Origin of the sequence: Stenotrophomonas sp. 169 (genome assembly GCF_014621775.1) — a bacterium.
In the GTDB taxonomy this organism is placed as follows: Bacteria; Pseudomonadota; Gammaproteobacteria; order Xanthomonadales; family Xanthomonadaceae; genus Stenotrophomonas.
Genome location: NZ_CP061204.1, coordinates 1,366,180 through 1,379,486 on the forward strand (window position 1 = coordinate 1,366,180; position 13,307 = coordinate 1,379,486).

Genomic DNA, 13,307 nt, shown 5'->3' on the forward strand with positions numbered 1-13,307 from the left:
GACAAGATCGACATGCATAACCGGCAGCAGTTGTCTGCGCTGGTGGACGGCGAGCTGTCCTCCGACGAGGCGCGTTTCCTGCTGCGCCGCCTGCAGCACGATCCGGAGCTGCAGGCCTGCCAGGAGCGCTGGGCGCTGCTTGGCGATGCGCTGCGGGGACAGGCCGTTGCGCCGGCGCCTGCTGATTTCGCCGCACGGGTCAGTGCGGCGCTGGCCGCCGAGCCGGCACCGCAGGCTGAACCACGACGTGAGCTGCCGCGCGGCTGGATGCGCTGGGGTGGCGGTGCTGCACTGGCTGCCTCGGTGGCGGCCGTGGCGTTGTTCATGGGACGGCAGTCGCTGGATGCGCCGGACCCCCCCGTCGATGCGCCGACCCAGGTGATCGCCAGCCAGGCCGAGCTTGCCCCCCCGTGCAGGCGCCGTCGGGCGGCGATGCGACCGGTACGGGCAGCGAGGCCGCCGCGCTGGTGGCCAGCGTCCCAGCTGCCGCTGTCGCCGCAGCCAGCCGGCGCCACGACGCGGCCGCCCGCCGCGCCAGTGCGACCCGCAGCCAGCAGGTGGCACGTGCCGCGCAACGCGGCGACGTGTCGCAGACCGCCGTCGCCTCCCGCGAGCCGGCGTCGCTGCCGTCGTTGGCCGCGGCCAACCATCGCGACCTGTCCTTCGGCAATGTCGGGGCGTTGCAGGCACGGCCCTGGCCGCGCTCCAGCGTGGGCCCGGCAGCCGGTGGCGCACTCAATGCCAGCTACCCAGGCACCGCGCCCGGTGCCACGTTCTACCCCTTCGAACCGCGCCTGCAGGAAGAACTGCAGGTGCCGGGACGGCGTGACTGATCGCGCCGTCCCCCTCGCGCCTGCCACCTCGGCAGGTGCGTTTCCCCGTATTCCGTTGATCTGACCGGAGGTTGTAATCCGATGATGCCGCTCACCCGTTCGTTCCGTACCCAGGCACTGGGCCTGTTGGCCATGACCCTGCCGCTGGCCGCCTGCGCGCAATCGCCGTCGCCGCTGGCGCAGGAGGCCGCTGCGCAGACTGCCGCCGCCGCGCCGCGCGCACCGGCGCAGCCGCTGGTGACCGGACTGCCTGACTTCACCAACCTGGTGGAGCAGGTCGGGCCGGGTGTGGTCAACATCGAAACCACCATCGTGCGCAGCAACCGCCAGGCCCGCGGCGGCGGTGCCGGCCCGAGCCAGGACGAGATTCCGGAAATCTTCCGCCGCTTCTTCGGGCCGGAGTTCGGCATGCCCGGTCCGGGCGGCCCCGGTGGTCCCGGTGGTGATCAGGACGGCGGTCCCAGCATCAAGGGCCGCGGCATGGGTTCGGGCTTCATCATTTCCGCTGATGGCTACGTGCTGACCAACCACCACGTGGTGGCCGATGCGGCCGAGGTGAAGGTCAAGCTGGGCGACAGCCGTGAGTTCACCGCCAAGGTGGTGGGCAGCGACCAGCAGTACGACGTGGCCTTGCTGAAGATCGACGCCAAGGGCTTGCCCACGGTGCGCGTGGGTGATTCCAATTCGCTCAAGCCCGGACAGTGGGTTGTCGCGATCGGCTCGCCGTTCGGTCTGGATCACTCGGTCACCGCCGGCGTGGTCAGCGCGGTCGGTCGCAGCACCGGCGGCGCCGAACAGCGCTACGTGCCGTTCATCCAGACTGATGTCGCGATCAACCAGGGTAATTCGGGCGGCCCGCTGCTCAATACCCGTGGCGAGGTCGTCGGCATCAACTCGCAGATCTTCTCCGCCTCTGGCGGCTACATGGGCATCAGCTTCGCGATCCCGATCGACCTTGCCATGGGGGCCGTCGAGCAGATCAAGAAGACCGGCCGGGTCAGCCGCGGTCAGCTGGGTGCGGTGGTACAGCAGATCGATTCGTTGAATGCGCAGGCCTTGGGGCTGCCGGACAGCCGGGGCGCGCTGGTCAACGAGATCGTGGTCGGCAGCGCAGCGGCCAAGGCCGGTGTCCAGGTCGGTGACGTGATCCGCTCGGTGAATGGCAGTGCGGTCAACTCGTTCAGTGACCTGCCGCCGCTGATCGGTGCGCTGCCCCCGGGCAGCAAGGTACGCATCGGGCTGGTCCGCGATGGCAAGGAGCGTGAGCTCAGTGCCACCCTGACCGAGCTGGCAGAAGATGCGCAGGCGGCGGCCAATCGCCCGTCAGCGGCCAATGACGCCGCCGCACCGCAGGCCGGTGCCAATGCCCTGCTGGGCCTGGACGTGGCCGACCTGACCGCCCCGCAGCGCACGCAGTTGGGCCTGGAAGCAGGCGAAGGCGTGCGCGTGACCCGGGTCAACGGGCAGGCAGCGCGCGATGCGCGGCTGTCGCCGGGGATGGTGATCCTGCAGGTCGGGCGCACCTCGGTGGGCAGTGTGGATGCCTTGAACCGCGCGCTGGCGGGGTACAAGAAAGGTGACGTGGTCATGCTGCTGGTGCGCAGCGGCGGCAACAGCGCCTTCGTGGCCGTGAAGATCGGCAGCTGACCCGGTCACGGGTCACGAGTCCTGGGTAGCGCCGAGCCATGCTCGGCGAGCGCAGCGGCATGACGCGTCACGCACCAGGGGAGGTCACCATCCACCGGGGACCCCCTTCCCGTGCGATAATCCAACGTTACCCTGACGACGCCCGGCGCCGCCGCCACCTCTATGTCCTCTGATTCGATGCGGAACATCCGCAATTTCTCCATCATCGCCCACGTCGACCATGGCAAGTCCACGCTGGCGGACCGCATCATCCAGCTGTGTGGCGGCCTGCAGGCCCGCGAGATGGAAGCGCAGGTGCTCGATTCGAATCCGATCGAGCGCGAGCGCGGCATCACCATCAAGGCGCAATCGGTGTCCTTGCCGTACGTGGCCGTGGATGGACAGACCTACCATCTGAACTTCATCGATACGCCCGGGCACGTGGACTTCTCCTATGAAGTCAGCCGCTCTCTGGCGGCATGCGAAGGCGCGTTGCTGGTCGTGGATGCGGCCCAGGGCGTGGAAGCGCAGTCCGTCGCCAACTGCTACACCGCGGTGGAGCAGGGCCTGGAAGTGGTGCCGGTGATCAACAAGATCGACCTGCCCACCGCCGATATCGAGCGCGCCAAGGCGGAAATCGAAGCGGTGATCGGCATCGACGCGGAAGACGCCGTCGCTGTCAGCGCCAAGACCGGGTTGAACGTGCGCGACGTGCTGGAAGCCATCGTCAAGCGCATTCCGCCGCCGGTGCCGCGCGATACCGACAAGCTGCAGGCGCTGATCATCGATTCCTGGTTCGACAACTACCTTGGCGTGGTATCGCTGGTACGCGTCATGCAGGGCGAGATCAAAGCCGGTGACAAGCTGCAGGTGATGTCCACCGGCCGTAACCACCAGGTCGACAACGTCGGCGTGTTCACCCCCAAGCGCAAAGTGCTGGCCAAGCTCGGCGCGGGTGAAGTGGGCTGGGTAACGGCGAGCATCAAGGACGTGCACGGTGCACCGGTGGGTGACACCCTGACCCTGGCGTCGGATCCGGCGGCCAAGCCGCTGCCGGGCTTCCAGGAAATGCAGCCGCGCGTGTTCGCCGGCCTGTTCCCGGTGGATGCCGAAGATTATCCGGACCTGCGCGAAGCGCTGGACAAGCTGCGCCTGAACGATGCCGCGCTGCGCTTCGAGCCGGAAAGCTCCGAAGCCATGGGCTTCGGCTTCCGATGCGGCTTCCTCGGCATGCTGCACATGGAAATCGTGCAGGAGCGCCTGGAGCGCGAATACAACCTGGATCTGATCAGCACCGCGCCGACCGTGGTGTATGAAGTGCTGAAGACCGATGGCAGCATCGTCAACATGGACAATCCGGCCAAACTGCCGCCGGTGAACCAGGTGATGGAAGTGCGCGAGCCTATCATCCGCGCGAACATCCTCACCCCCGAGGAATACATCGGCAGCATCATCAAGCTGTGCGAAGAAAAGCGCGGCAGCCAGTTGGGCATCAATTACCTCGGCAGCCAGGTGCAGATCAGCTATGAGCTGCCGATGGCCGAAGTGGTGCTGGACTTCTTCGACAAGTTGAAATCCGTCAGCCGCGGCTACGCATCGCTGGACTACGCCTTCGTGCGTTTCGACGCCGGCCCGTTCGTGCGCGTGGATGTGTTGATCAACGGCGACAAGGTCGATGCCCTGTCGCTTATTGTCCACCGGTCGCACTCCGATCGCCGTGGCCGCGAGCTGTGCGACAAGATGAAAGAGCTGATTCCCCGGCAGATGTTCGACGTGGCCATCCAGGCCGCGATCGGCGCGCAGGTGATTGCCCGCACCACCGTCAAGGCCATGCGCAAGAACGTTCTTGCGAAGTGCTACGGCGGTGACGTGTCGCGCAAGAAGAAGCTGCTGGAGAAGCAGAAGGAAGGCAAGAAGCGCATGAAGCAGGTCGGCCGCGTGGAGATTCCGCAGGAAGCCTTCCTCGCCGTGCTGCAGATGGACAAGTAAGGTAGCGTTTGGCCCCCCTGGCCCGGGGTAGGGCCGCCCTGCCTTCGATACGTTGCTAAGGACCCTGAATGAAAGCGTTTGAGTTCCTCCTGGTTGCCCTGACCCTGGCCTCCGGCTTGATCCTGCTGGCTGACAAACTGTACTTCGCCCGTCGTCGCGCCCGTCGCGCCGGCCTGCTGGACAGCGAGCCGGCGCTGGTGGACTACTCGCGGGCCTTCTTCCCGGTGCTGGCCATCGTGCTGGTGGTGCGCAGCTTCATCGCCGAGCCGTACAAGATCCCATCCAGCTCGATGATGCCCAACCTGCTGATCGGCGATTTCATCCTGGTCAACAAGTTCGCCTATGGCCTGCGCCTGCCGCTGACCAACACCAAGTTCATCCCGGTGGGCGAGCCGTCGCGCGGTGATGTCGTGGTGTTCCATTTCCCCGGCCACAACGACCAGGATCCGGCGAAGGGCGAGAACTTCATCAAGCGTGTGATCGGTGTACCGGGCGACGAGATCCGCTTCGAAGGCAACGCGCTGACCCTCAACGGCCAGCCGGTGAAGTACGAAGACAAGGGCCTGTACGCCGGCCATCGCGGCCACGGCGAAGGCGCCAGCCTGCTGGTGGAAGAGTTGCCGGGCCGCACCCATACCGTGCTGGAGACGGCGTATCCTGCCGGGCAGGGGGAATGGACCGTTCCGGCGGGCCAGTACCTGGTGATGGGCGACAACCGTGACAACAGTGACGACGGCCGCTTCTGGGGCCTGCTGCCTGAGCAGAACCTGCGCGGCAAGGCATTCCTGATCTGGCTGAACTGCTCGGGCTGGTTCTGCAAGGACGGTTTCGAGCCGTCGCGGATCGGTTCGGGCGTCAATTGATTCATCCACGCGTATCTGGGGAGAACGCAATGAACAACATGAAAGCGCAGCGCGGCCTGACCTTGACCTCCTTCCTGGTGGTCCTGATCGTGGTGGGGTTCTTCTTGTACGTCGGGATGAAGCTGTTCCCGATGTACCAGGAAAACTATGCCGTGCGCTCGGCGATGAAGAGCCTGGCCAAGGAGCCGGGCATCGGGACGATGCAGCCGGCCAACATCCAGTCGCTGTTCTTCAAGCGCCTGTACATCAATTACTCCGACAACGTGAAGCCTGCCAACGTGAAGTTCGACCGCAAGAACAACGGTTGGACCCTGCGTGTGAACTATGAAGTGCGGCGCCCGTTGATCGGCAACCTCGACGTCGTCGGCAAGTTCGACGCCAGCCAGGACCTTACCCGTAGCGGTGTCGAATAAAACTTTCCAACGTGGTGATCTGATCGGTCACCCTTTCGCCACGCCGGACCTGCTCGTGCAGGCCCTGCGGCACCGCTCTGCGGGTGTGCCACACAACGAACGGCTGGAGTTCCTCGGCGACAGCATCGTCAACATGCTGGTGGCCCAGGCCTTATACGAACGCTGGCCGAAGGCCGACGAAGGGGCGCTGACACGCGGCCGTGCCGAGCTGGTGCGCGAAGGTGCGCTCGCCGAACGCGCGCGCGAACTGATGCTGGGCGACCGGCTGACGCTGGGCGCCGGTGAAATGAAGACCGGTGGTCATCGCCGTGATTCGATCCTTGCCGATGCGTTTGAAGCCGTGGTGGCCGCGATTTACCTGGATGCCGGCTTCGATGCCTGCCGTGCCCGTGTGCTGCCCTGGTTCGACGCCGCCATGGATGCGCTGCCGGCGACCGGAAAGCCCGGCAAAGATCCCAAGACCCGCCTGCAGGAATGGCTGCAGGGCCGACAGAAGGCGTTGCCGCAGTACGAACTGGTGTCAGAATCCGGTGACGACCACGCCAAGACCTTCCAGGTACGCTGCATCTTGACCGAACCAACCGTCAGCACCGAGGGCGAAGGCTCCTCGCGGCGATTGGCAGAACAACAGGCGGCCGCGGCCGCGTTAGACCTATTGGTGGATTCAAAGTGAGCGAACAAACGCCCCATCGTTGCGGCAGCGTTGCCGTCATCGGCCGCCCCAACGTGGGCAAATCGACCCTGACCAATGCGTTGGTCGGGGCCAAGGTGAGTATCGTCTCGAACCGGCCGCAGACCACGCGGCACCGGCTGCTGGGCATCGCCACGTATCCGCAGGGCCAGTTGGTGCTGGTGGATACCCCCGGCCTGCACAAGGTGCAGAAGCGGGCGATGAACCGGGTCATGAACCGTGCCGCGCGCGGTTCGCTGGAGGGCGTGGACGCCGGGCTGCTGGTGATCGAGGCCGGTCGCTGGGACGAAGAAGACGCCATGGCCTTCAAGGTACTGCGTGATTCGGGCATCCCGGTGGTGCTGGTGGTCAACAAGGTCGACCGCCTGAAGGAAAAGGCGGCGCTGCTGCCGTTCCTGCAGCAGGTGACCGAGGGGCGCGAGTTTTCCTCTGTCCATCCGATTTCGGCGCAGAAGCGCAACGGGCTGGAAGCACTGGTGCACGACGTGCTCGCGCTGATGCCGGAAGCGCCGCCGATGTTTGGCGAGGATGAAATCACCGACCGCAGCCAGCGCTTCCTGGCCGGCGAACTGGTGCGTGAGCAGCTGATGCGCCAGCTGGGCGAAGAGCTGCCCTATGCCACCACGGTGGAAATCGAACGCTTCACCGAAGACGGCAACCTGCTGCGCATCGGTGCGGTGATCTGGGTCGAGCGCGAAGGCCAGAAGGCCATCGTGATCGGCAAGGGCGGTACCCGCCTGAAAGAGATCGGTGCCAAGTCGCGCCTGCAGATGGAGCGCTTGTTCGGTGCCAAGGTATTCCTGGAGACCTGGGTACGCGTGCGCGAAGGCTGGTCGGACGACGAGGCCGCGTTGAAGGCCTTCGGTTACGAGTAAGCGGCGGAGCGCCCGGGTCGATGCTCATCGCAGCCGAGCCGGGCTTTGTCCTGCATGCGCGGGCTTACCGCGAGACCAGCCTGCTGGTGGATGTACTGACCGCTACGCATGGTCGGCTGGGGCTGTTGGCACGTGGCGTGTCGAGTGCGAAAGGGCAGGTGCTGCGCGCCGCCCTGCAGCCGCTGCAGTGGATACGCTTCGATGCCGTGCAGCGGGGTGAGCTGGCGCAGCTGCGCGCAGCGGAAGCGCTGGATGCCGCACCTCGCCTGGCCGGGCACACCATGCTGGCCGGCTTCTATGTGGGTGAACTGGTGATGCGGCTGGCGCCCCGCAACGATGCCGTGCCCGATCTGTACCGGGCCTACGGTGAAGTGCGGGCGAGGCTGGGACTGGAGCTCTCGCTGGCATGGAGCCTGCGCCGGTTCGAGCGTGATCTGTTGGAATCGCTGGGTGTTGGATTCGACCTGGCCTGCGCGGACGACGGTGTCGCGCTGGATCCTGCGGCGCGCTATGAGCTGGATCCGCAGGACGGGCCGCGTCGCCTGCTCAGCGAGCGCGACGGGCAGGGGCGGCGGGGTACCGCGACCGGAGCGGCGCTGCTGGCGCTGGGCCGCGACAAAGAACCCGCCGCTGACGACCTGGCCAGCCTGCGGCTGCCGATGCGCACCGTGCTGGCCCACCACCTGGGGGGCCGCGGGCTGAAATCCTGGGAGATGCTGGACGACCTGGCGCGCCGGCGCTAGGCCCGCACTTTCAGTGCAGCAATGCCGCGACCGCGTCGCGGAACCCCGCCTGCGCCTGGTGCGAGGCCGGCATCTGGTGCAGGGTGCGCACCGCACGGCTCAGCCGCGCCGCGCCGACAAAGCCGCAGCTGGCCTGCAGGCGATGCAGCTGATTGCGCAGCGCCGGCTCGTCATGACGGTCCACGGCCATGTCCACCGCATCGCGCACACTGGGCAGTTCGGCCAGGAACAGCTCGCGCAGGGCAACCAGATGGGTCCGCTGGCCGTTCAGCGCGGCCAGTGCCGTGATTTCATCCCAGTCCTGCGCTTCGTTGAGCACTAGGCCCGTCGATACCATCGGTGTCGTTCGATACGCGGCGCCGCGCCCCAGGCTGCGGCGCACCACCTTCAGCAGGTCTTCGCGACCCAGCGGCTTGACCAGCACCTCGCTGAAGCCCGCTTCGCGCAGGCGCACATGCAGGCGGGAGTCGCGGTCTGCGGTGTGGGCCAGCGCCGGTGTATCGGGGTGCAGCGGATGCAGGCGTTGCAGCAGCTCGCTGCCGTGCCCATCGGGCAGATTGGCATCGATCAGCCACAGGTCATACCGGCATTGCTGCACGCAGGCCGTCGCCGCGCGCAGGGAATCGGCGGTGTCCACGTCGGCCGGCAGGGTTTCCAGTGCGGCTTTCAGGAACCCGCAGGTAATGATGTCGTCCTCGACCAGCAGGAAACGGGGGCGCGGTGACCGCGACGGGCTCGTCTGCATAAGTGCTGCCTCCATGTCAGCTATGCGCATATTAAACGCCGCGGGCCACCATGCAAGCGCGAAGAGGCGGTCGCGTGCCCTATCTGAGACAATACGCGCCCTTTTTCTCACGCAGCCCTCCGCCACGTGGCCCGTCACCGTTCCCGCATCGACCGTACCCCTTTCGAAACCGACATCCTCGACCTCAGCCACGACGGCCGCGGCGTTGCCCGCCGTGAAGGCGAGGGCGGCAAGGTCACCTTCATCACCGGCGCCCTGCCCGGCGAGGTGGTGAAAGCCGAGCCGACCGCGCGCAGCAAGCATTTCGACCAGGCACGCACGGTCGAGGTCGTGCAGGCGTCGCCGCTGCGCGTGCAGCCGAAATGCCCGCATTTCGGTGTGTGCTCCGGCTGCGTGCTGCAGCACCTGGAGGAAAGCGAGCAGATCGTGGCCAAGCAGCGTGTGCTGATGGATAACCTGCAGCGCATCGGCCATGTGCAGCCGCAACAGGTGCTGCCGCCGCTGGTCGGTGAGAGCTGGGGCTACCGCCGCAAGGGCCGGTTCTCGGTGCGTCGCGTAGAGAAGAAAGACAAGACGCTGGTCGGTTTCCGCGAGCTGGATCCACGGTTCGTGGCGGACCTGTCGCAGTGCCTGACGGTGATTCCGGAGATCGGTCTGAAGGTCTCGGTGATCTCGGCGTTCGTCGAGTCGCTGGACGGCAAGCGCGACATCCCGCAGATCGAATTCATCGCAGGTGACGACGCCATCGTACTCACCATCCGCCACATGCAGCCACTCAGCGCGGCCGATCGTGCTGCGTGGACCGCGTTCGGGCAGGAGCACGGGTTTGCGATCTTCCTGCAGCCTGATGGCGTGGATTCGGTCCATCCGCTGTGGCCGCAGGAAGTGCCGCTGTCGTTCCGGCTGGCGCCGTGGGACATCGAGCTGGCGTTCCGCCCGCTGGACTTCATCCAGGTCAATGCAAACCTGAACGTGAAGATGATCGAGCATGCGTTGGCATTGCTGGACGCCGGTCCGGATGAGCGGGTGCTGGACCTGTTCTGCGGCCTGGGCAACTTCACCCTGCCGCTGGCGCGCGGGGTGCGCGAAGTGGTGGGGGTGGAGGGCGATGCCGGGCTGGTGGCGCGGGCGAAGGACAATGCACAGCGCAACGGGCTGGGCAACGCCAGCTTCCATGCCGCCGACCTCACCCAAGACCAGACCCAGGCGCCGTGGATGCTGGAAGGCTTCGACAAACTGCTGCTGGATCCGCCGCGCTCCGGCGCGATCGAAGTCCTGCAACAGCTGCCGCTGGAGCAGTTCAAGCGCATTGTCTACGTCAGCTGCCACCCGGGCTCGCTGGCGCGCGATGCCGGCTATCTGGTCAAGGAGCGCGGCTTCACCCTGGTCAGTGCGGGGGCGATGGACATGTTCCCGCACACCGCACACGTGGAAAGCATCGCGGTGTTCGAACGCCTGTGACCGGGCAGGGGCGTGACGCGCGTCTGTCGTCACGCCGTTGCTTCATAATCGCCGCATGGGCATTGAAATCGAACGCAAATTCCTGGTGACCGGTGAAGGCTGGCGCGCTGCCGCGCACGCCGTCATCCCGATGGCGCAGGGCTACATCAACGACATGGGCGCGCTGGATCGCGGCGACCAGAACGCGTCGGTGCGGGTGCGCATCGAAGGCGATGTTGCCGCGCTCAACCTTAAATCCCGCACGCTGGGCCGCAGCCGGCAGGAGTTCGAGTACCCGATCCCCCTCGACGACGCGCGGGCGCTGCTGGCGCTGTGCGTGGGTGGCCTGATCGACAAGCGCCGCCATCTGGTGCATCACGAAGGCCTGTTGTGGGAAGTGGATGAGTTCCTGGGCGACAACGCCGGCCTGGTGGTTGCCGAAGTCGAACTGGACGATCCCGACCAGCCCGTACCGCTGCCCTCCTGGGCTGGCGAAGACGTGACCGACCAGGCCCGCTACTACAACGTCGCCTTGGCCTCCCACCCCTACACCCGATGGCAAAAAGGGGACGGAGGGGATTAAGTCGTTTCTGGCTGTCGGACCGCGGGCGGGGTGAACGCGACTTAATCCCCTCCGTCCCCTTTTTTGAGTGGCTCTGAGACAATGCGGCGCCCGGAGTGGAGACCTGACCATGCTGCTGATCGGCGTTGCCGGAACTGAACTGACTGCGCAGGAGCGTGACTGGCTGCAGCACGATGCGGTGGCCGGCGTGGTGTTGTTCAAGCGGAATTTCCAGGACCGGCAGCAGGTGGCAGCGTTGTCCGCTGCCATCCGTGACGCGGCGCCGCGCCCGCAGTTGATCTGCGTGGACCAGGAGGGGGGGCGCGTGCAGCGCTTCCGCGAGGGCTACAGTGCGCTGCCGCCGCTGCAACAGCTCGGCGCCGGTTATGCGGACGATCCGCAGGCGGCGCTGGCCCGGGCCGAACAGCACGCCTGGCTGATGGCCAGCGAGATACGTGCCAGTGGCGTCGACCTCAGCTTTGCACCCGTCGTGGACCTCGGCCATGGCAACCATGCGATCGGCGATCGTGCCTTCAGCGATGATCCGCAGACCGTCGCGGCGTTCACCGCGGCGTATGTCCGTGGCATGCACAGCGCCGGCATGGCCGCCACGCTCAAGCATTTCCCGGGACACGGCACGGTCATCGAGGACACCCACGTGGACACCGCGATTGATCCCCGTGGGCTGGACGAGCTGCGCGCGCGCGACCTGGTCCCCTTCGTCGCGGGCATCGACGCGGGCGCCGATGCCGTGATGATGGCGCATGTGGTCTACCCCCGTGTAGCGTCCGAGCCGGCAGGCTACTCGCGGCGCTGGATCGAGGAGATCCTCCGCGGCGAAATGGGCTTCCGTGGCGTCGTGTTCTCCGACGACATCGGCATGGCGGCTTCGTTCAGCGCCGGTGGAGTGAAGGCGCGCGTGGACGCGCACCTCGACGCGGGGTGCGATGTCGTGCTGGTATGCCATCCTGAACTGGTGGAAGAATCCCTGCGTGCGGTCGAACACCGCACCTGCAACACCGCCGCGCTGCTGGGCCTGATCGGCCGCGGCGCGCTTGGCTGGGACGGCCTGTTGGCCGACGCCCGCCATGGCGATACACGAACCCATCTGCTTGAACTTTCTGGAAGAACCGTCTGATGCCCAACCTCACCATCTCCCAGGCGCTGGAACAGGCCGACCTGCTGGTCGACCGCGCCACCATCGACCAGGCCATCGGCCGCATTGCCGACGCCATCGCGGCGGACTACAAGGGCGAAGTGCCGCTGTTCCTGTCGATCATGCACGGTGCGCTGCCGTTCGCCGGCCAGCTCGCACTGGAGCTGGGTGCCCGTGGCCAGGACGTGCAGTTCGATTACCTGCATGCCACGCGCTACCGGGGTGAGACCACCGGCGGCGACCTGGTGTGGAAGCACAAGCCGGCCACCGCGCTGTTCGGTCGCCGGGTGCTGCTCGTCGATGACATCCTCGATGAGGGCTATACGCTGCAGGGCGTGCGCACGTGGTGCCTGGAACAGGGCGCCACCGACGTGCGTATCGCCGCGCTGACGGTCAAGCAGCACGACCGCGCGCTGCCGGACGTGCACGCCGATTACGCGGGCGTGGACCTGCCGGACCGCTATGTATTCGGCTTCGGCATGGACGTGAACGAGACGCTGCGCTGCCTGCCGGCCATCTATGCGATGAAGGAAGGCTGATGCAGCAGATCGCATTGGCGGTCATCGGCGGGACGGGCGTGTATTCGCTCGCCCAGTTGGACGACGTGCAGACGCACCAGGTCGATACCCGCTACGGCACCCCCTCCGGCCCGATCCGCGTCGGCACGCTGCTGGGCCATCGCGTGGCGTTCCTCGCCCGGCACGGCGAGGGGCACTCGCTGCCGCCGCACAAGATCAATTACCGGGCCAACCTGGCGGCCCTGCAGCAGATCGGCGCGCAGCGCGTGCTGGCGCTGAATACGGTCGGCGGTATCGGCGATGCCTTCGGTCCGCGCGTGCTGGCCTGTCCGGACCAGCTGATCGATTACACGTGGGGGCGTATTTCCACCCTGTGTGAAGAACCGGGCAGCGAGGTGCTGCACGTGGATTTCGGCCACCCCTACACGCCGATGCTGCGGAGCAAAATTCTCGCCGCCGCAAAAGTGACTGGTGTCACAGTCCACGACGGCGGCTGTTACGGCGCGACCCAGGGTCCACGGCTGGAAACCAGCGCGGAAATCGCGCGCATGCGGCGGGATGGGTGCGATCTGGTCGGCATGACCGGAATGCCCGAAGCAGCCCTCGCCCGCGAGCTCGGACTGGACTATGCCTGCCTCGCAATTGTGGCCAATTGGGCCGCTGGGTGTGGGTCCGGAGAGGAAATCACCATGGCCGAAGTGCTCGCCAATGTGCAGGCTGCGTCCAACGGATTGCCCGAATTGATTGGTGAATTGGCACGGGGGTGATTGTCATCCTCGGGCAAGGTTTGCATACTCGCCCAGTGCGCAGGGTTTTTGCGCACACCACCCATTCATTGCAAAGGTCTCGCATC

The 13,307-nt window shown here is 66.3% G+C and carries 14 protein-coding genes and 1 pseudogene; 14 read left to right on the forward strand and 1 reads right to left on the reverse strand.

Annotated features, from left to right (window positions below):
- Nucleotides 1-12: 12 nt before the first annotated feature.
- From ICJ04_RS18250 to recO, 9 genes and pseudogenes are all read left to right on the forward strand, one after another.
- A pseudogene (locus ICJ04_RS18250) lies at nt 13-183 on the forward strand (sigma-E factor negative regulatory protein); the annotation flags it as partial.
- A 227-nt stretch (nt 184-410) separates the two neighbouring features.
- Nucleotides 411-833, forward strand: a complete 423-nt coding sequence (locus tag ICJ04_RS18255) for a hypothetical protein (RefSeq protein WP_223203098.1) — start codon at nt 411-413, stop codon at nt 831-833.
- A gap of 84 nt (nt 834-917) precedes the next feature.
- Nucleotides 918-2,480 (forward strand): DegQ family serine endoprotease, encoded by a 1,563-nt coding sequence (locus ICJ04_RS05820; RefSeq protein ID WP_188327217.1) that lies wholly within the window; start codon nt 918-920, stop codon nt 2,478-2,480.
- Nucleotides 2,481-2,657: 177 nt separating this feature from the next.
- The gene (lepA, locus tag ICJ04_RS05825; protein ID WP_188327218.1) at nt 2,658-4,448 is read left to right on the forward strand and encodes a translation elongation factor 4; all 1,791 of its coding nucleotides are present in this window, start codon (nt 2,658-2,660) and stop codon (nt 4,446-4,448) included.
- Nucleotides 4,449-4,516: 68 nt separating this feature from the next.
- Entirely contained in the window at nt 4,517-5,311 is a 795-nt protein-coding gene (lepB, locus tag ICJ04_RS05830) for a signal peptidase I (protein WP_188326591.1), read from the forward strand.
- Between the two features lie 38 nt (nt 5,312-5,349).
- Complete coding sequence (locus ICJ04_RS05835) at nt 5,350-5,724, forward strand: DUF4845 domain-containing protein (RefSeq protein ID WP_188327219.1); 375 nt, start codon at nt 5,350-5,352, stop codon at nt 5,722-5,724.
- Nucleotides 5,714-6,397 carry a ribonuclease III gene (gene rnc / locus ICJ04_RS05840; protein ID WP_188326592.1) on the forward strand — a complete coding sequence of 228 codons (684 nt, stop codon included), beginning with the start codon at nt 5,714-5,716 and terminating at the stop codon, nt 6,395-6,397. Before ICJ04_RS05835 ends, rnc begins: the two co-directional genes overlap by 11 nt.
- Nucleotides 6,394-7,290 carry a GTPase Era gene (gene era / locus ICJ04_RS05845; RefSeq protein ID WP_188326593.1) on the forward strand — a complete coding sequence of 299 codons (897 nt, stop codon included), beginning with the start codon at nt 6,394-6,396 and terminating at the stop codon, nt 7,288-7,290. The genes rnc and era overlap by 4 nt, the downstream gene beginning before the upstream one ends.
- 20 nt (nt 7,291-7,310) lie before the next feature.
- Nucleotides 7,311-8,033, forward strand: coding sequence for a DNA repair protein RecO (gene recO / locus ICJ04_RS05850; RefSeq protein WP_188326594.1), 723 nt, complete (start codon nt 7,311-7,313; stop codon nt 8,031-8,033).
- Nucleotides 8,034-8,043: 10 nt separating this feature from the next.
- Here the strand turns inward: recO and ICJ04_RS05855 are convergent, their stop codons facing one another.
- Nucleotides 8,044-8,778, reverse strand: coding sequence for a response regulator (locus ICJ04_RS05855; protein WP_188326595.1), 735 nt, complete (start codon nt 8,776-8,778; stop codon nt 8,044-8,046).
- A gap of 126 nt (nt 8,779-8,904) precedes the next feature.
- On the opposite strand from ICJ04_RS05855, the gene rlmD reads away from it, so the two are divergent.
- The 5 genes from rlmD (at nt 8,905) to ICJ04_RS05880 (ending at nt 13,221) form a co-directional block, all read left to right on the forward strand.
- The gene (rlmD, locus tag ICJ04_RS05860) at nt 8,905-10,239 is read left to right on the forward strand and encodes a 23S rRNA (uracil(1939)-C(5))-methyltransferase RlmD (protein WP_188326596.1); all 1,335 of its coding nucleotides are present in this window, start codon (nt 8,905-8,907) and stop codon (nt 10,237-10,239) included.
- A 55-nt stretch (nt 10,240-10,294) separates the two neighbouring features.
- Nucleotides 10,295-10,801 carry a CYTH domain-containing protein gene (locus ICJ04_RS05865; RefSeq protein WP_188326597.1) on the forward strand — a complete coding sequence of 169 codons (507 nt, stop codon included), beginning with the start codon at nt 10,295-10,297 and terminating at the stop codon, nt 10,799-10,801.
- 109 nt (nt 10,802-10,910) lie between these two features.
- The gene (gene nagZ, locus ICJ04_RS05870) at nt 10,911-11,918 is read left to right on the forward strand and encodes a beta-N-acetylhexosaminidase (RefSeq protein ID WP_188326598.1); all 1,008 of its coding nucleotides are present in this window, start codon (nt 10,911-10,913) and stop codon (nt 11,916-11,918) included.
- Nucleotides 11,918-12,475 (forward strand): hypoxanthine-guanine phosphoribosyltransferase, encoded by a 558-nt coding sequence (locus tag ICJ04_RS05875; RefSeq protein WP_188326599.1) that lies wholly within the window; start codon nt 11,918-11,920, stop codon nt 12,473-12,475. The genes nagZ and ICJ04_RS05875 overlap by 1 nt, the downstream gene beginning before the upstream one ends.
- Complete coding sequence (locus tag ICJ04_RS05880) at nt 12,475-13,221, forward strand: S-methyl-5'-thioinosine phosphorylase (protein ID WP_188326600.1); 747 nt, start codon at nt 12,475-12,477, stop codon at nt 13,219-13,221. Before ICJ04_RS05875 ends, ICJ04_RS05880 begins: the two co-directional genes overlap by 1 nt.
- Nucleotides 13,222-13,307: the final 86 nt, after the last annotated feature.